The organism is Bradyrhizobium sp. CCBAU 45384, assembly GCF_028128665.1.
Lineage (GTDB): Bacteria > Pseudomonadota > Alphaproteobacteria > Rhizobiales > Xanthobacteraceae > Bradyrhizobium > Bradyrhizobium manausense.
The window spans coordinates 241,313-268,036 of sequence record NZ_LBIZ01000117.1 but is presented as its reverse complement, the minus strand read 5'-3'; the positions used below and the strand labels follow the sequence as shown (position 1 = coordinate 268,036).

General features: G+C 64.0%; 24 protein-coding genes. 23 read left to right on the top strand and 1 reads right to left on the bottom strand.

The genetic code is table 11. The annotated features are described in order from the left end of the window. The 16 genes from XH80_RS32750 (at position 1) to XH80_RS32675 (ending at position 17,230) form a co-directional block, all read left to right on the top strand. Positions 1–1,077 carry an aldose epimerase family protein gene (locus tag XH80_RS32750; protein ID WP_271602167.1) on the top strand — a complete coding sequence of 359 codons (1,077 nt, stop codon included), beginning with the start codon at positions 1–3 and terminating at the stop codon, positions 1,075–1,077. After that, the gene (locus XH80_RS32745) at positions 1,077–1,955 is read left to right on the top strand and encodes an SMP-30/gluconolactonase/LRE family protein (protein ID WP_271602346.1); all 879 of its coding nucleotides are present in this window, start codon (positions 1,077–1,079) and stop codon (positions 1,953–1,955) included. Before XH80_RS32750 ends, XH80_RS32745 begins: the two co-directional genes overlap by 1 nt. Positions 1,956–2,029: 74 nt before the next feature. Next, on the top strand, positions 2,030–3,103 hold the full coding sequence (chvE, locus tag XH80_RS32740) for a multiple monosaccharide ABC transporter substrate-binding protein (protein ID WP_057758946.1): 1,074 nt from the start codon (positions 2,030–2,032) through the stop codon (positions 3,101–3,103). A gap of 63 nt (positions 3,104–3,166) precedes the next feature. Then, the gene (gene mmsA / locus XH80_RS32735; RefSeq protein WP_271602166.1) at positions 3,167–4,744 is read left to right on the top strand and encodes a multiple monosaccharide ABC transporter ATP-binding protein; all 1,578 of its coding nucleotides are present in this window, start codon (positions 3,167–3,169) and stop codon (positions 4,742–4,744) included. Next, positions 4,741–5,931, top strand: coding sequence for a multiple monosaccharide ABC transporter permease (gene mmsB / locus XH80_RS32730; protein ID WP_271602165.1), 1,191 nt, complete (start codon positions 4,741–4,743; stop codon positions 5,929–5,931). The genes mmsA and mmsB overlap by 4 nt, the downstream gene beginning before the upstream one ends. Positions 5,932–6,098: 167 nt before the next feature. Next, positions 6,099–6,239 carry a hypothetical protein gene (locus XH80_RS32725; protein WP_157083801.1) on the top strand — a complete coding sequence of 47 codons (141 nt, stop codon included), beginning with the start codon at positions 6,099–6,101 and terminating at the stop codon, positions 6,237–6,239. 191 nt (positions 6,240–6,430) lie between these two features. Beyond that, positions 6,431–7,684, top strand: a complete 1,254-nt coding sequence (locus XH80_RS32720; RefSeq protein WP_271602164.1) for a sensor histidine kinase — start codon at positions 6,431–6,433, stop codon at positions 7,682–7,684. Between the two features lie 39 nt (positions 7,685–7,723). Beyond that, positions 7,724–8,386 carry an HAD family hydrolase gene (locus tag XH80_RS32715; RefSeq protein WP_271602163.1) on the top strand — a complete coding sequence of 221 codons (663 nt, stop codon included), beginning with the start codon at positions 7,724–7,726 and terminating at the stop codon, positions 8,384–8,386. A 6-nt stretch (positions 8,387–8,392) separates the two neighbouring features. Beyond that, positions 8,393–9,343, top strand: a complete 951-nt coding sequence (locus tag XH80_RS32710) for a sugar-binding transcriptional regulator (protein ID WP_271602162.1) — start codon at positions 8,393–8,395, stop codon at positions 9,341–9,343. 266 nt (positions 9,344–9,609) lie between these two features. Next, positions 9,610–10,920, top strand: a complete 1,311-nt coding sequence (locus XH80_RS32705; RefSeq protein WP_271602161.1) for an ABC transporter substrate-binding protein — start codon at positions 9,610–9,612, stop codon at positions 10,918–10,920. A 145-nt stretch (positions 10,921–11,065) separates the two neighbouring features. After that, positions 11,066–11,938: a carbohydrate ABC transporter permease gene (locus tag XH80_RS32700; protein WP_220002734.1), complete on the top strand. Its 873-nt coding sequence runs from the start codon at positions 11,066–11,068 to the stop codon at positions 11,936–11,938. A gap of 4 nt (positions 11,939–11,942) precedes the next feature. Next, complete coding sequence (locus XH80_RS32695) at positions 11,943–12,773, top strand: carbohydrate ABC transporter permease (protein WP_220002735.1); 831 nt, start codon at positions 11,943–11,945, stop codon at positions 12,771–12,773. Between the two features lie 15 nt (positions 12,774–12,788). Next, positions 12,789–13,796 carry an ABC transporter ATP-binding protein gene (locus XH80_RS32690; RefSeq protein WP_220002736.1) on the top strand — a complete coding sequence of 336 codons (1,008 nt, stop codon included), beginning with the start codon at positions 12,789–12,791 and terminating at the stop codon, positions 13,794–13,796. A gap of 20 nt (positions 13,797–13,816) precedes the next feature. Next, the gene (locus XH80_RS32685) at positions 13,817–14,590 is read left to right on the top strand and encodes an SDR family NAD(P)-dependent oxidoreductase (RefSeq protein ID WP_271602160.1); all 774 of its coding nucleotides are present in this window, start codon (positions 13,817–13,819) and stop codon (positions 14,588–14,590) included. 39 nt (positions 14,591–14,629) lie between these two features. Next, positions 14,630–16,276: an FGGY-family carbohydrate kinase gene (locus XH80_RS32680; RefSeq protein ID WP_271602159.1), complete on the top strand. Its 1,647-nt coding sequence runs from the start codon at positions 14,630–14,632 to the stop codon at positions 16,274–16,276. An 18-nt stretch (positions 16,277–16,294) separates the two neighbouring features. Further along, a complete protein-coding gene (locus tag XH80_RS32675) occupies positions 16,295–17,230 on the top strand; it encodes a carbohydrate kinase family protein (RefSeq protein WP_271602158.1) in 936 nt (311 codons plus the stop codon). Positions 17,231–17,236: 6 nt separating this feature from the next. Here XH80_RS32675 and XH80_RS32670 read toward each other — a convergent pair whose 3' ends face one another. Continuing rightward, positions 17,237–18,124, bottom strand: coding sequence for a LysR family transcriptional regulator (locus XH80_RS32670; protein WP_220002740.1), 888 nt, complete (start codon positions 18,122–18,124; stop codon positions 17,237–17,239). 123 nt (positions 18,125–18,247) lie between these two features. Here XH80_RS32670 and XH80_RS32665 point away from each other — a divergent pair, with 123 nt between their 5' ends. The 7 genes from XH80_RS32665 to XH80_RS32635 all read left to right on the top strand — a co-directional run bounded on the left by XH80_RS32665 (position 18,248) and on the right by XH80_RS32635 (position 26,711). Next, complete coding sequence (locus XH80_RS32665) at positions 18,248–19,669, top strand: amidase (RefSeq protein ID WP_271602345.1); 1,422 nt, start codon at positions 18,248–18,250, stop codon at positions 19,667–19,669. A gap of 84 nt (positions 19,670–19,753) precedes the next feature. Beyond that, positions 19,754–20,704 (top strand): ABC transporter permease, encoded by a 951-nt coding sequence (locus XH80_RS32660; protein WP_271602157.1) that lies wholly within the window; start codon positions 19,754–19,756, stop codon positions 20,702–20,704. Continuing rightward, complete coding sequence (locus XH80_RS32655; protein ID WP_271602156.1) at positions 20,701–21,594, top strand: ABC transporter permease; 894 nt, start codon at positions 20,701–20,703, stop codon at positions 21,592–21,594. Before XH80_RS32660 ends, XH80_RS32655 begins: the two co-directional genes overlap by 4 nt. Before the next feature lie 2 nt (positions 21,595–21,596). Beyond that, positions 21,597–22,604, top strand: a complete 1,008-nt coding sequence (locus XH80_RS32650; protein ID WP_271602155.1) for an ABC transporter ATP-binding protein — start codon at positions 21,597–21,599, stop codon at positions 22,602–22,604. Continuing rightward, the gene (locus XH80_RS32645) at positions 22,601–23,605 is read left to right on the top strand and encodes an ABC transporter ATP-binding protein (protein WP_271602154.1); all 1,005 of its coding nucleotides are present in this window, start codon (positions 22,601–22,603) and stop codon (positions 23,603–23,605) included. Before XH80_RS32650 ends, XH80_RS32645 begins: the two co-directional genes overlap by 4 nt. 58 nt (positions 23,606–23,663) lie before the next feature. After that, positions 23,664–25,157: an ABC transporter substrate-binding protein gene (locus tag XH80_RS32640; protein WP_271602153.1), complete on the top strand. Its 1,494-nt coding sequence runs from the start codon at positions 23,664–23,666 to the stop codon at positions 25,155–25,157. Between the two features lie 468 nt (positions 25,158–25,625). Next, positions 25,626–26,711, top strand: coding sequence for a cytochrome-c peroxidase (locus tag XH80_RS32635; protein WP_271602152.1), 1,086 nt, complete (start codon positions 25,626–25,628; stop codon positions 26,709–26,711). Positions 26,712–26,724 lie beyond the last annotated feature (13 nt).

Here is a 26,724-nt window from a genome sequence, read left to right as displayed (position 1 = left end):
ATGGCTGGTGCGAAAATAGCAAAGGACGTGTTCGGAACACTGCCGGATGGACGCAGTGTCGAGCGTGTCGTGCTGCGTGGGGAGGGCGGGTTCGAGGCCCGCATCATCACCCATGGCGCCGTGATCCAGGCGCTGATCGCGCCGGATGCCAAAGGCGGCACCGACGACGTCGTGCTCGGCCATGACACCTTTGCCGGCTATCTCGCTGAACGGAAGTTCTTTGGCGCCACCGTTGGCCGCTACGCCAACCGCATCGCCAACGGCCGGTTTTCGCTGGACGGCGAGACCTTCCAGCTTGCCGTCAACAACGGCCCCAACGCGCTGCATGGCGGCCTCGACGGTTTCGACCGCAAGATCTGGGACATTGCCGAGATCGATGACGGCGCCAGCCCTGCGGTCACGTTGACCTATACGAGCCCGCATGGCGAGGAGAATTATCCAGGCAAGCTCGATGTGCGCCTGACCTATCGCGTCACAGGCCCGACCGAGCTGTCGCTGATCATGGAGGCACGGACCGACCGGCCGACCATCGTGAACCTCACCAATCACAGCTTCTTCAATCTGGAGGGCGCGACCTCGGGCGCGTCCACCCTCGATCACAGGCTGACGGTCAAGGCCGACCACTTCCTCGCTATCGATCCCACCGCCATCCCGCTGCCGGAACCGCCGCGCAGCGTAACCGGCACGCCGTTCGACTTTCGCGAGGCTCACCCCGTCGGTGCGCGCATCCGCGAGGGCGATCTGCAATTACGAAACGGCAGGGGCTATGATCACACTTATTGCCTCGCGCGCGATGGCAAGCTCGCGCTTGCGGCCCGGCTGGAAGCACCGCTTTCAGGACGGATCATGGAGCTGTTCACCGACCAGCCCGGCCTGCAAGTCTATTCCGGCAACTATCTCGACGGCACGATCGCGGGCAAGGGCGGCAAGCTGATCCGTCAATCGGACGCTTTGTGCCTGGAGCCGCATATGTGGCCAGACTCGCCGAACCGGCCGGATTTTCCGAGCCCGCGCCTCGACCCCGGCAGTGTCTACCGACATCACACCGTCTATCGCTTCGCAGCGAGGGCGCCATGATGGAGCAGGTGCCGACGACCATTCTCTCCACCGAGCGATGTCATCTCGGTGAAGGCCCGACCTATGACGTGGCCACCGACACCGCCTGGTGGTTTGACATTCGCGAGGGGAAGTTGTTCCAGGCGCATCTTGGCAGCGGCGCGATCCGAATCCACGCGCTGGGCCGGATGGCGAGCGCGCTGGGGCGGATCGATGCCGAGCGCCAGCTCGTGGTCGCCGAGGATGGCTGTTACGTCCGCACACTCGCCGATGGCGCAATGACGTTGTTCTGCCCGCTGGAAGCGGACAATCCCGCGACACGCTCCAATGATTGCCGGGTGCATCAATCCGGAACGTTCTGGATCGGAACGATGGGACGCAAGGCCGAGCGAGATCTGGGGGCGATCTACGCGCTCCACCGCGGCAAGATCTCGATGCTGTTTCCGGGCATCAGCATCCCAAACTCGATCTGCTTCTCGCCGGACGGCGCCACAGGCTATTTCACCGACACTGCACGCGGCGCGCTCTATGCCGTGCCGCTCGATCCTGACACGGGCCTGCCGCGCGGCGAGCCTGAGGTGTTGCTGCGTCACACCGGCGTCGGCGGGCTTGACGGCTCGGTGTGCGATGCCGATGGCCAGATCTGGAATGCCTGTTGGGGCGCCAGCCGCGTCGATGTCTATTCTCCGCAAGGCGAGTGCCTGCGCTCGCTGCATGTGCCGGCCAAGCAGGCGAGCTGCCCTGCTTTCGTCGGTCCTGATCTATCGCGCCTGCTGGTCACTTCGGCCTGGCAGGACATGGACGCAGAGGCGCGCGCCGCCGACCCACAGGCCGGCTGCACTTTTGTGTTACAAGCCTCCGCGCGCGGTCGCGCGGAGCCCGACGTCAAGCTCGCATAGGAGACCCGAAACCGACCTTTACCGATGTACTGCACGACACTAACAAACAGTCTGACACCCAAAGGGAGTGAAGCATGTTGAAATTGAAGACGACATTTCTGGCGATGGCGCTGGCGGGCGCCGCAACGATGGCTACAGGTCTCACCGCCTCCGCGCAGGACAAGGCAACCGTCGGCATCTCCATGCCGACCAAGTCCTCGGCGCGCTGGATCGACGATGGCAACAACATGGTGAAGGTGCTGAAGGAGCGCGGCTACAACACCGACCTGCAATATGCCGAGGATGACATCCCGAACCAGCTCTCGCAGGTCGAGAACATGGTGACCAAGGGCGCCAAGGCGCTCGTGATCGCCGCGATCGACGGCACCACGCTGTCCGACGTGCTCAAGCAGGCGAAAGCGAAAGGCATCACCGTGATCGCCTATGACCGCCTGATCCGCGGCACGCCGAACGTCGACTATTACGCGACCTTCGACAATTTCCAGGTCGGAGTGCTGCAGGCGGAATCGATCGAGAAGGGGCTTGGCCTCAAGGAGGGCAAGGGTCCGTTCAACATCGAGCTGTTCGGCGGTTCGCCCGACGACAACAATGCCTACTTCTTCTACAACGGCGCGATGAGCGTGTTGAAGCCGTATATCGACAGCGGCAAGCTCGTGGTCGCCTCGGGCCAGATGGGCATGGACAAGGTCGCGACCCTGCGCTGGGACGGTGCCACTGCGCAGGCCCGCATGGACAATCTGCTCAGCGCCTACTACGGCAACAAGAAGGTCCATGCCGTGCTGTCGCCCTATGACGGCCTCTCGATCGGCATCATCTCCTCGCTGAAAGGCGTAGGCTATGGTAGTGCCGACCAGCCGATGCCGATCATCTCGGGACAGGACGCCGAAGTGCCGTCGATCAAGGCGATGCTGCGGGGCGATCAGTATTCGACCATCTTCAAGGACACCCGCGATCTCGCCAAGGTGACCGCCGACATGGTCGACGCCGCGCTCGCCGGCAAGCAGGTGACCGTCAACGACACCAAGACCTACGAGAACGGCGTCAAGACCGTGCCATCCTATCTCCTGAAGCCCGTCGTGGTGTACAAGGACAATTGGGAGAAGGTTCTGGTTGACAGCGGCTACTACAAGAAGTCGCAGTTCCAGTAAGACACTCAAGTTTCCCTCTCCCCGTTCGCGGGGAGAGGGACGTAACGGAGGGGACGTAACGCAATGACCGCCATGCTGGAGATGCGCAACGTCAGCAAGAGCTTTGCCGGTGTGCAGGCGCTGCGTGACGTCAATTTCTCGGTTGAAGCCGGGCAGATCCACGCCCTCGTCGGCGAGAACGGCGCCGGAAAATCAACCTTGATGAAGGTGCTGAGCGGGGTCTACCCGGCGGGCAGCTATGAAGGCACCATTATCTTCGAGGGCCAGGAGCGCCGGTTCCGCGACATCAACGATTCCGAGGCGCTCGGCATCATCATCATCCATCAGGAGTTGGCGCTGATTCCGCTGATGTCGATTGCGGAGAATATTTTTCTCTCGCATCCACCGTCAAAATTCGGCGTGATCGATCGCGACCAGGTGTACCGGCGCACGCGCGAGCTGCTCGCGCAGGTCGGTCTGAAGGAATCGCCGGATACGCTGATCACCGATCTCGGCGTCGGCAAGCAGCAGCTGGTCGAAATTGCCAAGGCGCTGTCCAAACGCGTCCGGATGCTGATCCTGGATGAGCCGACCGCGAGCCTGAACGAGGCCGATAGCGCTGCACTGCTCGAACGCCTGATGAAGTTCCGCGAGCAGGGCATCGGCTCGATCCTGATCTCGCACAAGCTCAACGAGGTCGCCCGCGTCGCCGACCACATCACCGTGCTGCGCGACGGACGCACCGTCGACGGTATCGACTGCCGCGCCGAGCCGATCCAGGAAGACCGCATCATCCGCAGCATGGTCAACCGCGACCTTGCCCATCGTTTTCCCGAGCGCAGCGCCAAGATCGGCGAACCGGTGCTCGAGGTTTCGAACTGGTCGGTCTATCACCCCATCCATTCCGATCGGCAGGTGATCAAGAATGTCAATTTCGGCGTCAAGCGCGGCGAGGTCGTCGGCATTGCCGGGCTGATGGGGGCCGGTCGCACCGAGTTCGCCATGAGCCTGTTCGGCCGCTCCTGGGGGACCAATATCAGCGGCCGCATTGCCCTCGAGGGTCACGAGATCGTGCTGCCGACCGTCGCGGCCGCCATCGACGCCGGCCTTGCCTATGTCACCGAGGACCGCAAGCAGCTCGGCCTGATCCTGGCCGACGACGTGCGCAAGAACATTACACTGGCAAGCCTCGACCAGGTCGCGCCGGGGCGGGTGATCGACGACATCGCTGAGCTGAAGGTCGCCAGCGATTACCGCAACCGGATGCGGATTCGCTGCTCCGACGTCTACCAGGAGACCGGCCAGCTGTCCGGCGGGAACCAGCAGAAGGTCGTGTTGTCGAAATGGCTGATGACCGACCCCAAGGTGCTGATCCTGGATGAGCCGACAAGGGGCATCGACGTCGGTGCCAAATACGAGATTTACTGTATTATCAACGAACTGGCGGAGGCCGGCCGCGGCGTTGTGGTGATCTCTTCGGAGATGCCCGAGCTGCTCGGCATCTGCGACCGCATCTGTGTCATGAACGACGGGGCCTTCGTCGGCGAGTTCCCGGGCGCTGAGGCGACACAGGAAAACATCATGCGCGCTATCATGCGCAACGAACGAAGCAATGGAAACGGCGCGGCCAGGGCCGCGGAGATGGGAGGATCGCAGCCATGACCGACAAGACGGTGTCGCTGCCCGAGGAGCGCCGGCACGGCAGCTTCATCAAGAACAATTTGCGCAACTACGGCATGCTGATGTCGCTGATTGCGATCATGCTGTTCTTCCAGGTCATGACCAGCGGCACGCTGTTGCAGCCGTTGAACCTGACGAACCTGGTGCTCCAGAACAGCTACATCGTCATCATGGCGCTGGGCATGCTGCTGGTAATCGTCACCGGCCATATCGACCTGTCGGTCGGATCGGTCGCGGGCTTCGTCGGTGCGGTCGCCGCGCTTCTGATGGTGACATACAAGGTCGACTACACGCTCGCCTTCCTGATCTGTCTTGCGGTCGGGGCGGCTATCGGCGCGGCGCAGGGCTATTGGGTCGCTTATTTCAAGATCCCGTCGTTCATCGTGACGCTGGCGGGCATGCTGGTGTTCAAGGGCCTTGCGCTTGCCGTGTTGCAGGGCCAGTCGCTCGGGCCGTTCCCGTCGACCTTCCAGAAGCTGTCGTCGGGCTTCATTCCGGAGCTGCTGCCAGAGGCCGGCACGCTGCATCCCACTTCGATGCTGATCGGAGCGGTGCTGGCGCTCGGTCTGGTCTACGCCAGCGCCAAGAGCCGCGCGCGCGAGGTGTCGCACGGCATCGAGGTTGAACCCTACGCGTTCTTCCTCGGCAAGAGTGTCGTGCTCGCCTTTGCCGTGCTCTATTTCACCTATTTGATCGCGACTTATCGCGGCCTGCCTAACGTGCTCGTGATCATGAGCGTCCTGATCGCGCTCTATGGTTTCGTCACCCGCCGCACCGTGATCGGCCGCCAGATCTATGCCGTTGGTGGCAACGCCAAGGCGGCTGGCCTGTCGGGCATCAAGACCGAACGGCTGACTTTCTTCACCTTCGTCAACATGGGCGTGCTCGCCGCGCTCGCCGGTCTCGTCTTCGCCGCGCGCCTCAACACCGCGACGCCGAAAGCCGGTCTCGGCTTCGAGCTCGACGTCATCGCCGCTTGCTTCATTGGTGGCGCTTCGGCCTATGGCGGCGTCGGCCGCGTCGGCGGTGCCGTGGTCGGCGCCATGATCATGGGCGTGATGAACAACGGCATGTCTATCCTCGGCATCGGCATCGACTACCAGCAGGTCATCAAGGGCCTGGTGCTGCTCGGAGCTGTGTGCATCGACGTCTATAACCAGCGACGATAGGAATAGATTGCCCGCGGGGCGGGGCTCCGGCTCCGCCCTCATACGGTCCAATTTTCCTCAATCCCATCACGGCATTGGCATCGCGACCGAGACCGATGCCTCGCCTTGACCATGATTTGGGCTAAGATCCAAAGGTTGCCGAACAGCGCACGGGCAGGGCAGCACCAGTGGCGGCTCGTATCAACGAAATGACGGACGACGAGTATGAGGTGCGGCTTCGCATCCTCGTGCGCATCGTTTCCGTCTGCACCCTGGGACTGATGTCCTTCGCGGCGGGTTTGCTGATCGGCGCCTTTGTTCTGTTTTGACCGGAGTGATCACGCCACCGGGCCGCGATCTCTCGACCGCGGCCGGTCGCTTCTTCAAAATCCCGGTGAAGGCCGCGCCGCGTCCGAAGGCCGATGGCTGTGACGCCGCCTGGTCTGTTGATCTAGATCAACCGACGACCAATCCCGCGCGAATTTCATGCAGTTGGCGCAAGGGATCACGGGGAATTTGAGTGACGAGCACAGCGAGGTCATCGCCGGCATCGGAGCTGATGCTGGTCTCGACATTGCCGGCGTTGCAGCTGATCTACGATACCGCCCCGATCGGGCTCGCCTGTCTGTCGCCGGACTGCCGGTATCTGCTGATCAACCAGCGCCTGACCGAAATCTGCGGTATCTCCGTCGAGGGACATCTCGGGCATACTGTGCGGGATTGCGTGCCCGCGTTGGCGGAGTCAGTCGAACAGATCGTGCGTTCGATCATGGTAACGGGCGAGCCAGTGATCGGCATCGAAGTGGCGGGGCAGCGGGCTGATCAGCTCGATGAGCGCTCCTGGGTCACCTATTGGCATCCGCTGCGGATGCCAAATGGCGAGATCGTTGCGGTCAATGTGGCGGCTGAGGAGATCACCGAACGAAAGCGGGCCGAACGCGAAATCCGCGGTGCCAGAGATGCTGCCGAAACGGCGCTTCGGCACTTGCGCGATATCCAGGACTCCCTGATCGAGGCGGAAAAGCTCGCCGCGCTCGGACGTATGGTCGCAGGCGTCGCGCACGAGATCAATACTCCACTCGGCAGCAGCCTGACGGTGGCATCTACGCTCCAGCGCAAGGCCGAACAGTTCGCGGCGGAAGTCGCGCGCGGTAACCTCAGGCGTTCGACATTGATCGGGTTTCTGGAATTGGTGAACGATGCGTCGGCGCAACTTGTCACCAATCTCGGACGAGCCGCCGAGCGCGTCCAATCGTTCAAGCAGGTTGCGGCCGACCAGACCGAGTCCCATCGACGAAGCTTTGACGCGGGAGAACTGACCGGCCAGGTGCTCTCGCAATTCGCGCGGCAGCTTCGACAGCGTGGCATCGCGCTCAGCGTCAACTGCATGCCGGATCTTGCGATGGACAGCTATCCCGGGCCGTTTGGCCAGGCTCTGACCAATCTCACCGTCAATGCGATGACCCACGCATTCCCCGGCGGCCAGCGTGGGGCCATCAACGTATCGATCGGCCCCTCCGGCCAGGAGCATATCGCGCTCTCGTTTGCGGATGACGGCTGCGGCATGGCGCCGGACGTGGAGCGGCGGGCGTTTGATCCTTTCTTTACGACGCGCCGGCACGATGGCGCGAGCGGTCTTGGCCTGCACATCGTCCACAGCATCGTCGTCGATCGGTTGGGCGGGCAGCTCCGGCTTGAAAGCAAGCCGGGCGGCGGAACGCAATTTCAGCTCGTCCTGCCGCGGGTTGCCCCGGCGCGGCGTACCGAGCTTTGAACTATTGCTCATCATCTGGGTATATGATCGAATGACGGGATGGACCTGGACCGGCCAAAACCCGATCTGATCATCTTCGATTGCGACGGCGTGCTCGTCGACAGCGAACTGCTCAGCTGTCGCTGCCTGTCCGAGGTGCTGGCGCTGTTCGGCCTTCAGCTCAGTGTGGAGCAGGCGCTCGAGCTCTTTCTCGGACGCAGCACGGGGGCGATCGAGCAGCATTACCGCGAGCTCGGCCAGGTTCTGCCGAGCGAATTCCTTCCGCGACTGAAGGCGCGCGTGCTCGAGACGTTTGCCGGCTCGCTCCAGCCGATTCCCGGCGTCGGCACCGTGCTGTCAAGATTGAAGACGCCATGCTGTGTCGCATCGTCGAGCGACCTTGACCGCGTCTCGCTGTCGCTTGAGGTCACCGGTCTCGCCCCGCATTTCGGCGATCGGCTCTACACCGCGCAAATGGTCAGGTACGGCAAGCCGGCTCCGGATCTCTTTCTCCATGCCGCCGGCAAGATGCAGGCCAGCCCTTCTCGCACCCTGGTGATCGAGGACAGTGTCAGCGGCGTCCAGGCTGCCAAGGCGGCCGGGATGATGGTCTGGGGATTTGTCGGCGGTGCCCATTATCGGAGCCGCGACGGCCGCGCTATATTGTCCGCCGCCGGGGCCGATCGGGTCTTCGCACAGATGAGCGATTTTTGGGGGGCGTGAGGCCGCATGGCCGCCGAGAACGAAAAATCCAGGCTCGATGACGCCGCGCGCGCCGGCTGGCTCTATTTCATTGCCGGCCACACCCAGGACGAGATCGCAAAGATGCTCCAGGTGTCGCGCGCCTCGGCGCAGCGACTGGTGTCGCTGTGCCTCGCCGAGCGGCTGATCACGTTTCGGCTTGAACATCCGATCGCAGCCTGCATGGAGCTGGCGGCGCGCCTGAAGGAGCGCTTTGATCTCCGCCATTGCGAGGTCGTGCCTGCCGATCCAGCCTCGCCGCAGTCCAACGCCGGAATTGCCGAGCGTTGCGCCAATCTGCTCGATGCGACGCTGCGCTCTGAGACACCCGTGATCGTGGCGCTCGGCACGGGGCGGGCCGTGCGCGCCGCGGTCGAGCGCGTCACCCCGATCGACCGGCCCAACCATCAGATCGTATCGCTGGTCGGCAACATCTCCGCGGACGGTTCGGCGAGCTTCTACGACACCGTCGGCCGGCTCGCTGACCGCACCGGCGCACGGCATTATCCGATGCCGCTGCCGTTCCTGATGTCGTCTGAGGACGAGCGCAACAGGATGGTTCGCATCGAGCCGATCGCGAAGGTCAAGGCGGTCGCCGCCAAGGCCGATCTGCGTCTTGTCGGTATCGGCCAAATGGATCAGAGAGCGCAGGTCCATATCGACGGCTTCGTCACCCGCGATGAATTGTTCGAGATGATGCGGCAGGGCGCGATCGGCGAGATCACCGGCTGGGCCTATGATTCCAAGGGCCGTTTGCTCAAGGCCGGCACCAACAAGCGCCTCACCAGCATTCCGCCAGAGGTGCCCGCGAAGGCCACGACCATCGGCGCCGCGGTCGGTGCGGCCAAGGTGTCCGCGATCGCAGCAGCCCTAAACGGGCGCCTGATCAACGGCCTGATCACGGACGAGGCCACCGCAAGGGCGATCCTGGACCGGTAGGCGTTTGGTCCCGCGAAGGTCTCTGCGTCGTCATGGCCGGGCTTGACCCGGCCATCGACGTCTTTCTTGCAGCACTGAGAACGTGGATGCCCGGGACAAGCCCGGGCATGACGACCTTCAATGAGGATCAGCTCGCATCCTCCCGCACCGCAGCACTCATAACTTGCCAAAACGCCCGCGCGCCTGCTTGACATCTGTGGCACCTCAGCCGAACATACGCCCAACGCGTGGGCATATGCTCAAAGCGCGAGTTGAGGGAGGACACCGTGAAACACATTCTGGGCGCCGTCTGCGGCGCGTCCGTACTGCTTGCCGTCCCCGCGATCGCCGAAACGACTCTGACGATCGCCACTGTCAACAATGGCGACATGATCCGCATGCAGGGGCTGACCGGCGAATTCACCAAGGCAAACCCGGACATCTCGGTAAAATGGGTGACGCTGGAGGAGAACGTGCTGCGCCAGCGCGTCACCACCGATATTGCCACCAAGGGCGGTCAGTTCGACGTGCTGACCATCGGCACCTACGAGGTGCCGATCTGGGCCAAGAAGGGCTGGCTGGTGCCGCTCGCCAATCTCGGCGCCGACTACGACGTTGCCGACCTTCTGCCGAAGATCAAGGACGCCGTCTCCGTCGACGGCAAGCTTTATGCCGCGCCATTCTACGGCGAGAGCTCGATGGTGATGTACCGCACCGATCTGTTCGACAAGGCCGGCCTGAAGATGCCGGAAACGCCGACCTGGGATTTCGTCATCGATGCCGCCAAGAAGCTCACTGACAAGAACGCCGGCGTCTACGGCATCTGCCTGCGCGGCAAGGCCGGCTGGGGCGAGAACATGGCGTTCCTCTCGGCGATGGCCAATTCATACGGCGCGCGCTGGTTCGACGAGAAGTGGGAGCCGCAGTTCAACACGCCGGAATGGAAGACGACGCTCACGACCTACGTCAATCTGATGAAGGACGCCGGCCCTCCCGGCGCGAGCTCGAACGGATTTAACGAGAACCTCGCACTGTTCAATGCCGGCAAATGCGCGATGTGGATCGACGCGACGGTCGCTGCGTCCTTCGTCACCAACCCGAAGGACTCGAATGTTGCGGACAAGGTCGGCTTTGCGCTGGCGCCCAACACAGGGCTCGGCAAGAACGCCAACTGGCTGTGGGCCTGGAGTCTGGCGATTCCCGCAGGCTCCAAGAAGGCCGATGCGGCCGAGAAGTTCATCGCCTGGGCAACGAGCAAGGACTACACCAAGCTCGTGGCCGCGAAGGAGGGCTGGGCCAACGTGCCGCCGGGTACGCGCACCTCGCTCTACCAGAATCCTGAGTATGTGAAAGCCGCGCCCTTCGCCAAGATGACGCTGGCATCGATCGACGCAGCCGACCCGAACAAGCCGACCGTGAAGCCGGTGCCTTATGTCGGCGTGCAATATGCCGCGATCCCCGAATTCCAGGGCATCGGCACGCAAGTCGGGCAGCAGTTCTCGGCCGCGCTTGCGGGATCGATGACGGTGGACGCGGCGCTGGCTGCGGCGCAATCTGCCACCGAGCGCGAGATGAAGCGCGCCGGCTACATCAAGTAAACCCGAGCTCTCCCTGAGCTCAACTCGCGGCCGTCCACTCCTTGCGCGATGGATGGCCGCCTTCTTCCCAAGGTTTTATTCTGACGCGTTTTCTTCCCGCGAGGCCTCCACTTCGCTCGAAAACGCTCTGAGGGAGATCCCGAGGATGGCAACCCGGCAGACGCAGTTTCTTGCGCGGTCGCTCCTGGCGCCAGCCGTCGGATTGCTGTTCATCTGGATGATCGTTCCGCTCGCGCTGACGATCTATTTCTCGACCCTGCATTACAGCCTGCTCGATCCCGGTTCGGAATCCTTCGTTGGACTGGAAAACTTCCGCTACTTCCTCACCGATCCGGCCTTTCTCGCCTCGCTCCAGAACACGCTGGTGCTGGTCGGCTCCGTGCTGGCGCTGACGATCGTGCTCGGGATTCCGCTGGCGCTGCTGCTCGACCAGCCCGTGGTCGGTCGCAACTTCGTCCGCCTGATGGTGATCGCGCCGTTCTTCGTGATGCCGACTGTGAGCGCGCTGGTCTGGAAGAACCTGCTGATGCACCCTGTCTCGGGCCTGTTCGCCTGGCTCGCCAAGCTGGTCGGGCTCACGCCGGTCGACTGGTTCAACGACGTGCCGCTGTTCTCGGTGATCCTGATCGTGGCCTGGCAATGGCTGCCGTTTGCGACGCTGATCCTGCTGACCGCGCTGCAATCGCTCGACGAAGAGCAGAAGGAAGCGGCCGAGATGGATGGTGCCAGCGCGATCTCGACCTTCATCTACATCACGCTGCCGCATCTGGCGCGCCCGATCACCGTGGTGATCTTGATCGAGACCATCTTCCTGCTGACGGTGTTCGCCGAGATCTTCGTCACCACCGGCGGCGGGCCGGGCCTGCAAACCACCAATATCGCCTTCCTGATCTATTCGCAGGCGCTGATTCAGTTCGACGTCGGCAGCGCCTCGGCGGGCGGCCTTGTCGCGGTGGTCATCGCCAACGTCGTCGCGTTCTTCCTGGTCCGCATCGTCGGCCGTAACCTGGAAGCCTAGAAAGATGGCGCGCAAGTCAACAACGCAGCGGGTGGTGGTCTCGACGATCGGGGCGTGGTTCTTCGGCTTCCTGATCTTCTTTCCGATCCTGTGGATGGTGCTGGCGAGTTTCAAGACGGAGCTCGAGGCTTTTGCGATCCCGCCGTCCTTCCTGTTCTTCCGCTGGACCCTGGAAAACTATGCGACGGTGCAGGAACGCAGCGATTATTTCCACCATGCGATGAACTCGATCATCATCGCTGGCGGCTCGACGTTGATTGCGCTCCTGATCGCAGTCCCCGCGGCCTGGTCGATGGCGTTTTCGCCGACCAAGCGTACCAAGGACGTCCTGCTCTGGATGCTTTCGACCAAGATGATGCCGCCGGTCGGCGTGCTGGTGCCAATCTACCTGATCTACAAGTCCTTCGGCCTGCTCGATTCCCGCATTGGCCTGGTCTTCATCCTCTGCCTCGGCAATCTGCCGATCGTGATCTGGATGCTGTTCACCTATTTCAAGGAGATCCCGCGCGACATCCTCGAAGCCGCGCGCATGGACGGCGCCACCATCGGCCGCGAGCTTATCTACGTGCTGACGCCGATGGCGATCCCGGGGCTTGCTTCGACCATGCTGCTTAATTTGATCCTGGCCTGGAACGAGGCATTCTGGACGCTCAACCTGTCCACTTCGGCGGCCGCACCGCTGACGGTTTTTATTGCCTCATATTCAAGTCCCGAAGGACTGTTCTGGGCCAAGCTGTCGGCGGCCTCGACGCTGGCGATCGCGCCTATTCTCGTCCTCGGTTGGTTCAGCCAGAAGCAGCTCGTGCGCGGGCTCACCTTCGGCGCGGTGAAATAAAGGGGCTGCCGGATCATGGGTCAGATCACACTTCAAGGCGTGCAGAAATCCTTCGGCCCCGTGCACATCATCAAGGGCGCCGATCTCGACATCGCTGACGGCTCCTTCGTCGTCTTTGTCGGTCCTTCCGGCTGCGGCAAGACCACGCTGCTTCGGCTGATCGCAGGCCTCGAGGACGTTACCGGCGGCGCCATCCTGATCGACGGCAAGAACGTCGTCGACACGCCGCCGGCCAAGCGCGGCCTGTCGATGGTGTTCCAGTCCTATGCGCTCTATCCACATATGAGCGTGCGCGGCAACATCGGCTTTGGCCTGAAGATGGCGGGATTGCCCAAGGACGAGATCAATCGCAAGGTCGAGGCGGCCGCGGCGACGCTGAACCTCACGCCTTATCTTGACCGCAAGCCGCGAGAGCTCTCCGGCGGCCAGCGCCAGCGCGTCGCGATCGGGCGCGCCATCGTCCGCGAGCCCAAGGGGTTCCTGTTCGACGAACCGCTGTCCAATCTCGACGCCGCGCTGCGCGTGCAGATGCGCATCGAGGTGACGCGGCTCCAGAAGCAGCTCGGCACCACCGCGATCTATGTCACCCACGACCAGGTCGAGGCCATGACCATGGCCGACAAGATCGTCGTGCTGAACGCCGGCAAGATCGAGCAATACGGCTCGCCGCTGGAGCTCTACGAGCGGCCCGCCAATCTCTTTGTCGCCGGCTTCATCGGCTCGCCCAAGATGAATTTCGTCACCGGCGACAGCGCTGCGCAGCAGGGCGCGGCCACAATCGGCGTGCGTCCGGAGCATCTCAAGATCGAGCGCGAAGGCGCTGGAGGCTGGCAGGGGACGATCGCGGTCGCCGAGCACCTCGGCAGCGACACCTTTCTTTATGTCGACGCCGGGCCGCTCGGGATGCTGACCGCGCGCTACATCGGCGAATTGAGCCTGCATGCCGGCGACCGCGTGTCGCTGCTGCCGGACCCCACGCGCATCCACCGCTTCGACGCGAGCGGCAATGCGATCAGGAACTAACAAGAAACGGGACTACGACCATGTACCTGGAAAAATTCAAGCTGAGCGGCAAGACTGCGTTCATCACCGGCGGCGGGCAGGGCATTGGGCTCGCCTGCGCCGAAGCGCTGGCCGAAGCCGGTGCTAAGGTCACTATTGGTGACCGCGACAACAAAGTCGCCGGCGACGCCAAGGCCAGCCTGAAGGCGAAGGGTTATGACATCGAGACCGCGATCATGGACGTTACCGACACCAAACGGGTGGCGGAGGTGGCGAACGATCTCGTCGCCCGGCACGGCAAGGTTGACATCCTCGTCAACAACGCCGGCATTGCGCGCAGCGAAACCCCGGCCGAGACCGTGACCGATGAGCACTGGCTCAACGTCATCGATGTCAATCTCAACGGCACCTTCTGGTGCTGCCGCGAGTTCGGCAAGCATATGCTCAAGGCCAAAAGCGGCGCGATCGTCAATATCGGCTCGATGTCCGGCTTCATCGTCAACAAGCCGCAGGAGCAGTGCTTCTACAATGCCTCCAAGGCCGGCGTGCACCATCTGACCAAGTCGCTGGCTGCCGAATGGGGCGCGCGCGGCATCCGCGTCAATGCGGTGGCGCCGACCTATATCGACACGCCGCTCAACGCCTTCGTGAAGAGCACCCCGAAAATGTACGACGCCTGGATCGGTGGAACTCCGATGGGGCGGATGGGGCAGGTCGAGGAGATCGCCTCGGTCGTGCTGTTCCTGGCATCTGAGGCCGCGAGCCTGATGACCGGCAGCATCGTGCTGGTGGATGGCGGCTACACTTGCTGGTAGGCTTGCCGTCAAAACTGACGGAAGCCACCGGGAGCGACAATGCCGCGAGCGTATATCGGCGTCGATGTAGGGACCACGAGCACGCGGGCAGGGGTGTTTGACGAGGCGGGAACGCTGCTTGCGACCGCCAAGCATCCGATCCGGGTCTGGCACGAGGCCGGCGACATCGTCGAGCAGTCCTCGGAGGACATCTGGGAGGCCTGTGTCAAATCGGTGCGGGCGGCGACGGCGGAGGCGGCCATCGCGCCCGACAGTGTCGGCGGCATCGGTTTCGACGCGACCTGTTCCCTGGTTGTGCTCGACCGCGAGGGCGAGCCGGTCACGGTCAGCGCCTCGGGCGAGAAGCAACGCAACGTCATTGTCTGGATGGACCATCGCGCCATCGCCGAGGCGCGGCTGATCAACGAGACCGCAGACGACGTGCTGCGCTACGTCGGCGGCTCGATCTCACCCGAGATGGAGATGCCGAAGCTATTGTGGCTCAAGCGTCATCTGCGCGCGAGCTTTGATTCCGCCGGGCATTTCTTCGATCTGGCAGACTATCTGACCTGGCGCGCGACCGGATCGCTGCAGCGCTCGACCTGCACCGTCACCTGCAAATGGAACTATCTCGCCCATGACGGCGGCGGCTGGAGCGCGCCGTTCTTCAAGCGCATCGGCCTGTCCGACTTCGTGAGTGAAAAATACGCCCGCATCGGTACCGAGATTGTTGCCCCTGGCACGCGGCTCGGTGCCGGCCTCACCCGCGCCGCCGCCGTCGATCTCGGCCTGTCCGCGGGCACCCCGGTCGGCGCCTCCCTGATCGATGCTCACGCGGGCGGCATCGGCGCGATCGGCGGACGCGACGGGTCGGGCGGAACGACTGACGTCACCGATCGCCTGGCCTACATCATGGGAACGTCGGCCTGCATCATGGCGACGACGAAGGATCCGTGCTTCGTGCCGGGCGTCTGGGGTCCCTATTATTCCGGTATGGTGCCGAACTTCTGGCTCAACGAAGGCGGCCAATCGGCCGCCGGCGCGGCGATCGACCACCTTCTCAGATCGCATCCGGGCCATGCCGAGGCGAGTGCGGCGGCGAAGAATGAGGGTGTCGACCTCATCGAGTTTCTCGAGCGCCGCATCATCGCGCGCGCCGGCGATGCCAGCCGCGCGGCACTGCTCGCCCGCGACGTCCATGTGCTCCCCGAGTTCATCGGCAACCGCTCGCCTTACGCCGACCCCGATACGCGCGCTGTGATCGCCGGCCTCGATCTCGACACCGATGTCGGTTCGATGGAGCGGCTCTTCGTTGCAGGCCTGTGCGGGCTCGCTTATGGACTCGCCGAGGTAATCGAAGCCTTTGCCGCGCATGGCGTTCATGCCGGCATCATGATCATGGGCGGCGGCGCCAGCCGCAGCCCCTTGGTGCGGCAGATCATGGCCGATACCACCGGCCTCACCGTCGCGTTGCCGCAGACCAGGGAGCCGGTGCTCTTGGGCGCCGCGATGCTCGGTGCGGTCGCCGGCGGCGCCTATGCCTCGATCGGCGAGACCATGGCAAAGATGTCGGCGCTCGGGCGCAAGAGCGAACCGACCGCGCCCGACATGGCCGCATTTCACACCAGGAAGCGCGAGGTGTACAAGCTGCTGCGCGAGGTCGATCGCGACAGTCGCGCGGCGATGCGCGACATCGCCAAGAGTTAGAAGGACCTGTTGAGAGACATGCTGATTTCTTGCGGCGATGCACTGATTGATTTCGTGCCGACGAAAAACGCCGAGGGCCGCGAAGCGGTGATGCCGGCGGTCGGCGGCTCCTGTCTCAACGTCGCGATCGGCATCGCGCGGCTCGGCGCCCCCACCGGTTTTGTCGGCGGCATCTCGAACGACATGTTCGGAAGCATGATCGCGGAGCATGCCGCCGCATCTAATGTCGAGCTTGGTTTCGCCACGCGCAGCGATCACCAGACCACGCTGGCCTTCGTCCGCATCGTCGCCGGCGAGTCGCATTATGCGTTCTATGACGCCGAGACCGCGACCCGGAATTGGACGTTTCGGCGCGGCACCCTCCCGTTCGATACGGTCGAAGCTGTTCATGTCGGCTCGACCACGCTGGTCAACGATCAAGGCGCCGCCGAGACCAAAGCGTTGATTGCAGATGCCAAGGCGACGTCGACGATCTCCTTCGATCCGAATTGCCGGCCCAATCTGGTCAAGGACAAGCCGGGCTATCTCGCCCGCATGGTGCAGTTCGCGACCCAAGCCGATCTCATCAAGATGTCGGACGTCGACTTCGCTTATCTCTTCGGCGAGGAGCCGTATCAGCAGCGCGCGGACGCCATGCTGGGGCAGGGCCCGAGCCTTGTCGTCATCACCCGCGGCAACAACGGCGCCATCGCCTGGCATGCGAAGACGGGCCAGATCGAGGTCGAGGCGCCGAAGGTCGCGGTCGCCGATACCATCGGCGCCGGTGACAGCTTTCAGGCCGCATTGCTGTTCGCACTGCACAAGCAGGGCCGTCTCGCCAGACAGCAACTCAAGGACATCAGCGCCGATGGGCTTCGTCGCGCATTGTCTTTTGCCGCAAACTGCGCCGGCCTCACCTGCACCCGCCCGGGCGCCGATCCGCCCTGGAGCCACGAGATCAGCTGGAGCTGGTAGGCCGCGTCACAGTCGCGCGACAGCCTTTTCGGCGCATTTCAGAAATTTAGGGATGAGCGGACTCTGCGAATCTCGCCGCCAGCACACCGCGATGTCGATGGAATCGGCGACATCGCCCAGCGGCCGGAACACGATGCCGCGCGGCGCACCGAGCTTGGCACAGGCCGGCAGGATCGCGAGCCCCTCACCGGCAAGAACCAGGCTCATCGCCGAATTCACCGTCTCCACCCGGCTAGCGATCGGCATCACGATTTGATGCCGCCGCAGCAGGGCCGCGACCGCGGAGGAGGCGGGGTCCCGCTCCGGCGGTGGTAGTGCGATTAGCGGGCGGCCCTGCAAGCGCGCGATCGGTACGGCGCCGAGACGTGCCAGCGGCGAGCTGTTCGCCATCGCCAGCATGAAGGGTTGCGCGCCGATCCGCGTCACCTGGATTTCAGGATGGTGGATCGCCGGCATGCACAGCGCAACCGTGACGCTGCGGTCGAGCAGGCGCGCCTCGCGCGTTGATGCGCTGAGGTCGACGAAGTCGAGATCGACGCCGGGAATGGATCGCCGCAGCTCCGGAATCAGCCGCGGCAGCACGGCGTTCGCCAGCACGAACATGTAGCCGACCGAGAGCCGCCCGCGCCTGCCAGCCGCGACCGCGCGAGCGGCTTCGATGCCGTCGGCCGCCAGCGCCAGGGCCTCGCCGGCGCGGGCCAGCAGGGCTTGGCCCGCCTCCGTCAGGTCCATGCCGCGCGTGCCGCGGTGAAATAGCGGCGCGCCGACCTCTGCCTCGAGCTTGCGGATCTGGACAGAGAGCGGCGGCTGCGCCATCCGCAACTGTTCGGCGGCCTTGCCGACGCTGCGGGCCTCGGCCACGGCGACGAAATAGCGGAGACGGCGAAGATCCATAGGCATACCCAAACCGTATGGGTTGACCACCAAAATCGTATTGGACGCCGAGTTAACAAAACTGTCATTCTCGATGTCAATGCATGAGGCCAACGGCGGCCCGCTTCGGAGCATGATTTGACGATGAACGGCGATCCCTGCCTGCTGTCCGCAACCGAATTGCGTCCGCTGATTGCGAACAAGCAGATTTCCCCCGTCGAAATCACCCGCGCTGCGCTCGCTCGCGCCGAAGCGCTTCAGCCCAAGCTGAACTGCTTCATCACGATCTGCGGCGACGAGGCGATGGCAGCGGCGCGCGAGGCCGAGCGCAAGGTGATGGCCGGCGAGCGGCTTGGCCTGCTGCACGGGCTTCCCATGACGGTCAAGGACATCGTCAATACCAAGGGCGTGAGGACCACCTTCGGCGCAGTTCCCTACAAGGACAATGTGCCGACCGAAGATGCGGTCGCGGTCGGGAAGCTGCGCGCGGAAGGCGCGATCCTGATTGGCAAGACGACGACGCCCGAATTCGGCAGCAAGTGCCTGACCGACTCGCCGCTGTTCGGCCGCACCCGCAATGCCTGGAGCGCGGAGCGCTCCTCCGGCGGCTCCAGCGGCGGCGCGGCCGTGGCGGTGGCGAGCGGCATCGCGCCGCTGGCGATCGCGACCGATGGCGGCGGCTCGACGCGAATTCCCGCCGCCTGCAACGGAGTCGTTGGCTTGAAGCAGAGCAACGGCGTGATCGCGCACAGCCAGGCGCTCGATGCGTTCGGCAACCAGACCTATGTCACGCCGACCACGCGCACGGTCGCCGACACGGCGCTGATGATGCAGGCGATGGCGGGCGAAGATTCCTGCGATCCTTGGTCGATCGGTTTGCCCGTGCCTGACTTCATCGGCACCGCCGCCCCGCGCGGCGATCTGCGCGGGCAAAAAATCCTGTTCTGTGCTTCGCCGCCCGGCCGGCCCGTGTCGGCCGATGTCGCCGCCGCCTTCAAGGCGAGCCTCGACCGGCTCGCTAGCCTCGGTGCCGAGCTCGAGGAGTTCTCCGGCGAGGGCTACGATGTCGAGCCGATCTGGCGCGCCATCAACCACACCGTCTGGCGCTCGCGCTTCTCGAAGCTGGTGGCCGAGCATCGCGAGGTTCTTAGCGACGCCTTCATCAAGCAGATTGCACTCGCGACCAATGTCAGCGGCGTCTATTATCAGGAAGCGATGTTCGCACGCACGGCGTTGTTCCGTCGGGTGCAATCCCTGCTTGCGCACGGGCATTTGCTGGCGATGCCGACCATCACCCGCACCGCACTGCCGATCGACCAGGACCTGTTCGGCAAGATCGAAATCGACGGGGTGCAGTTTGATAGCGTCCGGCCGCACTGGTTCCCCTGGACCATGCCGTTCAACATGACCGGCCACCCCGCGATCAGTCTGCCCTGCGGCTTCGGCCGTGACGGCCTGCCGATCGGGCTCCAACTCGTCGGCCGCTTCCGGCTTGACGCGGAATTGCTGCGGGTCAGTGCGCTGTTCGAGGCCTCGTCCGATCTTCTCGCCCGCCGGCCGGAATGACGGCATGTATAGGCCGCAAAGGGCTTGCGTCCGGCGTCCGGACATGTTGATCGTGCCGCTGATGAGCCCCGAACCCGACCGCGCATGAGCGTATTTGTCCTCCGACGTGTCCTGACATTGCTGGCGACGCTGGTAGGCGCATCCGTGATCATTTTCCTGGTGCTGGACGCGCTGCCTGGCAATGCCGCGCAGATGCTGATGGGGGCTGACGCCTCGCCTGACGCGGTCCGTGCGCTCACGATCAAGCTCGGGCTCGACCAGCCGCTGGCGATCCGCTACCTGCAATGGATCAAGGGTCTCGTCGTCGGGGATCTCGGCAATTCCTATGTCTATGGCACGCCGGTTGCGAGCCTGATCGCAGAGCGGCTGGTGCTGACCATCCCGCTCGCGATCATGTCGATGCTGATCACGGTGGTGCTGGCGCTCTCGGCCGGCATTTACACCGCGGCCAACCACAACAAGCTCGGCGACGTCGGCGTGATGTCGCTGACGCAAGTGGGCATCGCGTTGCCGAACTTCTGGTTTGCCATTCTCCTGGTTCTGCTGTTCGCGGTGCGGCTGCAATGGCTTTCCGCAGGCGGCTTCGCCGGCTGGGATGACGGCATCTGGCTGGGTGTAAAATCGTTGCTGCTGCCATCGATCTCGCTCGCTGTCGTGCAGGCCGCGATCCTCGCCCGCGTGACACGGTCAGCCGTGCTCGAAGTGCTGCGCGAAGATTTTGTCCGCACGGCGCGCGCGAAGGGGCTCGGCAAGCGCGAGGTGCTGTGGAGCCACGTGCTGCGCAATGCCATGATCCCGGTGATGACGGTGATGGGCCTGCAATTTGCCAACCTGCTGGCCGGCACCATCGTGATTGAGAACGTGTTCTATCTGCCCGGCCTCGGCCGGCTGATCTTCCAGTCGATCGCCAACCGCGACCTCATCGTGGTGCGCAATTGCGTGATGCTGCTGGCGGCCATGGTGGTCATCGTCAATTTCGTGGTCGATGTGCTCTATGCCTTCATCGATCCCCGCATCAAGGTGCACGACCTGTGAGCGCGCAGCTTTCCCCCCCGGTTGACGCGCCGATCGCAACGCGGCCCTTGCCGGCACGCACATTCTGGAGCCGCGCGCTGCGCCATCGCAGTTTTGTGCTGGGTGGCCTGCTCAGCCTGCTGGTGGTCGCCTCGGCGCTGCTCTCGCTGGTGTGGACGCCGTGGTCTCCGTACGAGATCGATATCGCCGCGAAACTCCGGCCGCCGTCGGCGGCGCACTGGCTCGGCACCGATTCCTTCGGCCGCGACATCGTCTCGCTGCTGCTCGCGGGCGCGCGCTCGACCATCCTGGTCGGCGTTATCGCGGTCAGCATCGGTCTTTCCTTCGGCGTGTGCCTCGGCCTGATCGCTTCGGCCAAGCGCGGCTGGACCGAAGAGATCATCATGCGCTTCTCCGATTTCACCTTTGCCTTTCCGGCCGTGCTGTCGGCGATCATGCTCGCCGCGGTGGCAGGACCGGGCATGGTGACTTCGATCATCGCGATCGGCATCTTCCAGATCCCGACCTTGACCCGGCTGACGCGCGGCTCGGCCAATGCGATCTGGGCGCGCGAATTCGTGTTGGCCGCGCGCGCCTCGGGCAAGGGCGCGTTCCGTATCACCATCGAGCACGTCTTGCCGAACATCCTGTCGATCCTGATCGTGCAGGCGACCATCCAGTTCGCGCTCGCCATTCTTGCAGAAGCCGCGCTGTCCTATCTCGGCCTCGGCACGCAGCCGCCGCAGCCGTCCTGGGGCCGCATGCTGAACGATGCGCAGACCATGCTGTTCCAGTCGCCGATGCTCGCGGTCTATCCGGGCGCGGCGATCGCAATCGCGGTGCTCGGCCTCAATCTGCTCGGTGACGGCTTGCGCGATCTGCTCGATCCCCGTCTGGCGCGGGAGCGATGACGATGGCCGATTCCGCAACCCTGATCGAGGTCGACAATCTCGGCGTCCGCCTCAACACCAGCCGCGGCCCGGCGCAGGCCGTGCGCGGCGTCAGTTTCGCGTTGAAGCGCGGCGAGACGCTCGGGCTCGTCGGCGAATCCGGCTGCGGCAAGTCGGTCACGGCGCTGTCGCTGATGGGGTTGCTGCCTGATAGTGCCGTCGTCACCGGCAGCATCAAGCTTGATGGTGCCGAGCTCGCGCGGCTGCCTGACGCGGAATACTGCAAGCTGCGCGGCAATCGCATCAGCATGATATTCCAGGAGCCGATGACGGCGCTGAACCCGATGCACACGATCGGGCACCAGGTCGCAGAACCCCTGCGGCGCCACAAGAGATACTCCGCTGCGCAGGCGCGCAAAGAAGCGATCGCATTGCTCGACCGTGTCGGGCTGCCCGATCCCGCCAAGCGTATCGATGCCTATCCGCACCAGTTCTCCGGCGGCCAGCGCCAGCGCGTCACCATTGCGATGGCGCTCGCCTGCGAGCCGGAGCTGTTGATCGCGGATGAGCCGACCACGGCGCTCGACGTCACCATCCAGGGCCAGATCCTCGACCTCATCGCCGATCTTGTCGAGGAGCGCGGCATGTCGATGATCCTGATCTCGCACGATCTCGGCGTCATCGCCGAGAACGTGCAGCGCATGATGGTGATGTATGGCGGCACGGTCGTCGAGAGCGGGCCGACCGACGAGGTGTTCCGCCGGATGGGGCATCCCTATACGCAGGGCCTGTTCCGCGCCCGCCCAAAACTCGGCGCGCGTAAGGGGACGCGGCTGACGACGATCTCGGGCACGGTGCCGGAACTCGCCGATCTGCCCTCCGGCTGCACTTTTGCCGATCGATGTCCGCTGGTGATCGAACGATGTCGCTCTGCGCTGCCGCCGATGGTGGAGGTCGGGGCCGGCCACAATGTCCGCTGCATCAGAACCGACGTTTCGATGGCCGCGAATGTCGGGGCGCTGTCCGCATGACCGCAGCGCCGCTTCTCGACGTCAAGGATCTCGAGCAGCGTTACACGCTGCCGCGCGAAAGCCTGTTCCGTCCGCCCGGCCAGGTGCGCGCGCTCAACGGCGTCAGCCTGCAGGTTCAGGGCGGCAAAAGCCTCGGCATCGTCGGCGAATCCGGTTCGGGCAAATCCACGTTTGCGCGCGTCGTGATGGCGCTGGAGCGGCCGGCGGCAGGGCAGGTCACGCTGCTCGGCCGCGATCTCAACCGCATCTCTCCTGATGAACTGCGCCGTGCGCGGCGCGATTTCCAGATGGTATTTCAGGACCCGTACGGTTCGCTCGACCCACGCCAAACCATTGCCCGCATCGTCGCCGAGCCGCTCACCGTGCTTGACGATGCCGACCGGACCGCCTTCCGTGCCCGCGTCGCGACGGTGCTGAAGCAGGTCGGATTGCGCGAAGCGGATATGGACAAATATCCGCACGAATTCTCCGGCGGTCAGCGCCAGCGCATCGCGATTGCGCGTGCGCTGATCACCCAGCCAAAGCTGATCGTTGCGGACGAGCCGGTCTCCGCGCTCGACGTCTCGGTGCAGGCGCAGGTCCTCAACCTGATGCAGGATCTGCAGGAGCAGTTCGGCCTCAGCTACATCCTGATCAGCCACGACCTCGCGGTCGTCGATTATCTCTGCGACGAGGTCGCGGTGATGTATCTCGGCCGGGTGGTCGAGCAGGGGCGCCCCGAAGATCTGTTCGAGCGCTGCGCCCATCCCTACACGCGGGCGCTGCTGGACGCCGTGCCGCAGGCGCGGGCCGGGGGCGGACGGCGCCGGCGCGGGGCCCAGGCGATCGCATCGCAATCGGCGGCGGCGACCGGATGCCCCTACGTGGCGCGCTGCCCGCTCGCCGACCAGCATTGCCGCGAGGTTCCGCCCTTGCTACGCAGGGTGGGCGAGGGACATCTCGCCGCCTGCCACAAGGCGGAGGCCGTGATGGCATTGCCGCAGGCCGCCCGGGAAGGTTAGTGTCGGCTGCGGAATTGGCGTAGTCTCAGAAGGACAGAAGAAGGCCGGGGAGTTGGGCATGTTGAAGAAGCTAACGATCGTCGCTTTTGCCGCCGCATTGGCCGCGGCGCCGCTGCCGGTGCTGGCGCAGAGCAAGAAGGACAGCGTCGTCATGGGCATGACGCTGGAGCCGCCGGGGCTCGACCCGACCAACGCGGCCGCCGCCGCGATCGCGGAGGTCACGCTCTACAACATCTATGAGACCCTGACCAAGATCAACGAGGACGGCTCGGTCTCGCCGCTGCTCGCCGAGAGCTGGACCGCATCGCCTGACCTGAAGACCTACACGTTCAAGCTGCGCAAGGGCGTCAAATTCCAGAACGGCGAAGCCTTCGATTCCGCCGCGGTGAAATTCTCCTACGAGCGCAACGCGGCCGCGAACAGCACCAACAAGGACAAGAGCCTGTTCCAGGCGTTCGAGAAGGTCGATGCGCCCGACGCCGACACGATCGTGCTCACGCTGAAATATCCCGAGCCGAACCTGCCGTTCCTGCTGGGCCAGGCGAGCGGCTCCATCGTCGAGCCGAAGAGCGCGCCGACCAACGTGACGCAGCCGGTCGGCACCGGGCCGTATCAGCTGGGCGCCTGGGTCAAGGGCTCCTCGCTCACGCTGAACAAATGGCCCGACTATCGCAACGCCTCCGCGATCAAGCTGTCCAAGGTGACGATCCGCTTCATCGGCGATCCCGCGGCGCAGATCGCGGCGCTGCTGTCCGGCGACGTCGATGCGTTTCCGCGCGTCACCACCCGCGGCGTCGCGCAGTTCAAGAACGACCCGCGCTTCACCGTGCTGGTCGGCGGCTCCAAGGCCAAGACCATTGTCGCCATCAATGAGAAGAAGAAGCCGCTCGACGACGTCAGGGTGCGCCGGGCCATCCTCGCCGCCATCGACCGCAAGGCATTGATCGACGGCGCCGTCGAAGGTTTCGGTACGCCGATCGGCAGCTTCTACACGCCGGGTTCGCTCGGCTACGTCGACACGACGGGCATCAACCCCTACGACCCCGAGAAGGCCAAGAAGCTGCTGACGGAGGCCGGCGTCACCACGCCGCTCGAGATCAGCCTGAAGCTGCCGCCGCCGCCTTACGCGCGGCAGGGCGGCGAGATCCTGGCGGCCCAGCTCGCCAAGGTCGGCATCACCGCCAAGATCGAGAACGTCGAATGGGCGCAGTGGCTGTCGCAGGTGTTCGCACCCAACGGTCCGCACAATTACGACCTCACCATCGTCAGTCATGTCGAGCCGTTCGACCTCGTCAAGCTCACCGAGCCGGACTACTATCTCGGCTACAACAACGAAGCCTTCAACGCGCTCTACAAGCAGATCGTCTCGACGCCTGACGAAGCCGGCCGCGCCAAGCTGCTCGGCGATGCCCAGAAGATGCTGGCGACCGACGCCGTGGCCGGCTTCCTGTTCCAGCCGCAATGGCCGACGGTCATCAACAAGAAGCTGAAAGGCGTCTGGAAGGAAGTTCCGCAGTTCGAGAACGACTTCTCGGCCTGGTCCTGGGAGTAGGGACCGCGTCATCAGTCGAAACTGTCGCGTCTGTAATGGCCTCTTCCCCACCGGGAAGAGGCCATTCGTTTGGCCTCCCCGAACATAATCTGAAAACAACCCCATGCACCGTAGCGATGGGCTGGAAGGGCCTGACAAAATTTCTGACTTGACGAAATCGCTTGCTCCGTCGGGCAAAACACCGGCATAATGCCATAATCGGAAATTCAGAACTGCGTGATCGACCAAACAAATGTTGGTCGCGATCACCTCGCCACTAACATTTGTTGGTCGGAGCGCAACTCGTCGTTGATTGCCGATTCTTCCCGCACTTTGCGATTGCTGAAATTTCGAAAATCGATAGCGGAACAATGTGCCCGGTACGATCTGCTTAACGAATTGCCGCTATTTTAATCACGATACTGATCGCGCGTTGCTTCAAGTTTTTTGCGGCGTCGCAAATGACACTTTTGCTGGGGGGACATTCGCATGCCGATGCAGGGCATCTATCGCTCGCGGCTGCTCGTTGCGACGATCGCATCCGCCGCACTCGCCGTTCTCGGTTCCGCGAGCATCGGTTTTGGCGCCGCCGTGGTCGGCGAAAGCCGGAAGGTCGAGATCACGCAAAAGGGGCCCGGTGGTGTCGATGCGCTCAAGGCGCTGTATCGCCGGCCCGCGACGATCCCGTTTCCCAAGGACAATCCGTTCACGCCCGAGAAGGCGGCTCTCGGCAAGAAGCTCTATTTCGACACGCGTCTCTCGGTGACGTCAGCGCAGTCCTGCGCGAGCTGCCATAGCCCGGGTTTCGGCTGGGGTGACGGGCTTGCGGTCGGTGTCGGTCACGGCATGGCCAAGCTCGGCCGTCGTTCGCCGACGGTTGTCAACGCGGCCTGGAGCGCGATCTACATGTGGGATGGCCGTCTGCCGACGCTTGAAGACCAGGCGCTCGGCCCGATCCAGTCGCCCGGCGAGATGAACATGAAGCTCGACCAGCTCATGACGCGGCTCGCAACCATTCCCGAATACAAGCCGATGTTCGAGGCAGCCTTTCCGGGCGAGGGCATGAAGCCAAAGACGCTGGCGCAGGCAATCGCGACCTATGAGCGTACGGTCGTTTCAGAACGGGCTCCGTTCGACGCCTGGATCGACGGCAACGAGAAGGCGATCTCCGAGGAGGCCAAGCGCGGCTTCGTCGTGTTCAACGGCAAGGCGCAATGCGCGGCCTGCCACGAGGGCTGGAACTTCACCAACGAGGGCTTTCAGGACATCGGGTTGCCGAGCAAGGATATCGGTCGCGGTGAATACCTGCCTGGCGTCATCAAGATGCAGCACGCGTTCAAGACGCCGGGCCTGCGCGAGATCACCCGTCGCGGCCCCTATATGCATGACGGCTCGCTCCCCACGCTGGAAGCTGTCATCGACCATTACGACCATGCCGGCGTCGACCGGCCCAGCCGATCCGATCTCATGCGCCCGCTCGACCTGTCCGCGCAGGACAAGGCCGACCTCGTCGCATTCCTCAAGACTTTGACCAGCGAGCTCGGCCCGACCGCCGTGCCGGTTCTCCCACGCTAACCCACGAAGGTTC

Bases quoted from the DNA above. Each gene is read 5' to 3' on its own strand.
- XH80_RS32670 (WP_220002740.1), bottom strand. From the start codon at position 18,124: ATGGATCTTCGCCGTCTCCGCTATTTCGTCGCCGTGGCCGAGGCCCGC.
- XH80_RS32640 (WP_271602153.1), top strand. From the start codon at position 23,664: ATGTTGAAGAAGCTAACGATCGTCGCTTTTGCCGCCGCATTGGCCGCG.
- XH80_RS32745 (WP_271602346.1), top strand. From the start codon at position 1,077: ATGGAGCAGGTGCCGACGACCATTCTCTCCACCGAGCGATGTCATCTC.
- XH80_RS32715 (WP_271602163.1), top strand. From the start codon at position 7,724: ATGGACCTGGACCGGCCAAAACCCGATCTGATCATCTTCGATTGCGAC.
- XH80_RS32650 (WP_271602155.1), top strand. From the start codon at position 21,597: ATGGCCGATTCCGCAACCCTGATCGAGGTCGACAATCTCGGCGTCCGC.
- XH80_RS32700 (WP_220002734.1), top strand. From the start codon at position 11,066: ATGGCAACCCGGCAGACGCAGTTTCTTGCGCGGTCGCTCCTGGCGCCA.
- XH80_RS32660 (WP_271602157.1), top strand. From the start codon at position 19,754: ATGAGCGTATTTGTCCTCCGACGTGTCCTGACATTGCTGGCGACGCTG.
- XH80_RS32680 (WP_271602159.1), top strand. From the start codon at position 14,630: ATGCCGCGAGCGTATATCGGCGTCGATGTAGGGACCACGAGCACGCGG.
- mmsB (WP_271602165.1), top strand. From the start codon at position 4,741: ATGACCGACAAGACGGTGTCGCTGCCCGAGGAGCGCCGGCACGGCAGC.
- chvE (WP_057758946.1), top strand. From the start codon at position 2,030: ATGTTGAAATTGAAGACGACATTTCTGGCGATGGCGCTGGCGGGCGCC.
- mmsA (WP_271602166.1), top strand. From the start codon at position 3,167: ATGACCGCCATGCTGGAGATGCGCAACGTCAGCAAGAGCTTTGCCGGT.
- XH80_RS32695 (WP_220002735.1), top strand. From the start codon at position 11,943: ATGGCGCGCAAGTCAACAACGCAGCGGGTGGTGGTCTCGACGATCGGG.
- XH80_RS32750 (WP_271602167.1), top strand. From the start codon at position 1: ATGGCTGGTGCGAAAATAGCAAAGGACGTGTTCGGAACACTGCCGGAT.
- XH80_RS32645 (WP_271602154.1), top strand. From the start codon at position 22,601: ATGACCGCAGCGCCGCTTCTCGACGTCAAGGATCTCGAGCAGCGTTAC.
- XH80_RS32690 (WP_220002736.1), top strand. From the start codon at position 12,789: ATGGGTCAGATCACACTTCAAGGCGTGCAGAAATCCTTCGGCCCCGTG.
- XH80_RS32685 (WP_271602160.1), top strand. From the start codon at position 13,817: ATGTACCTGGAAAAATTCAAGCTGAGCGGCAAGACTGCGTTCATCACC.
- XH80_RS32710 (WP_271602162.1), top strand. From the start codon at position 8,393: ATGGCCGCCGAGAACGAAAAATCCAGGCTCGATGACGCCGCGCGCGCC.
- XH80_RS32665 (WP_271602345.1), top strand. From the start codon at position 18,248: ATGAACGGCGATCCCTGCCTGCTGTCCGCAACCGAATTGCGTCCGCTG.
- XH80_RS32675 (WP_271602158.1), top strand. From the start codon at position 16,295: ATGCTGATTTCTTGCGGCGATGCACTGATTGATTTCGTGCCGACGAAA.
- XH80_RS32635 (WP_271602152.1), top strand. From the start codon at position 25,626: ATGCCGATGCAGGGCATCTATCGCTCGCGGCTGCTCGTTGCGACGATC.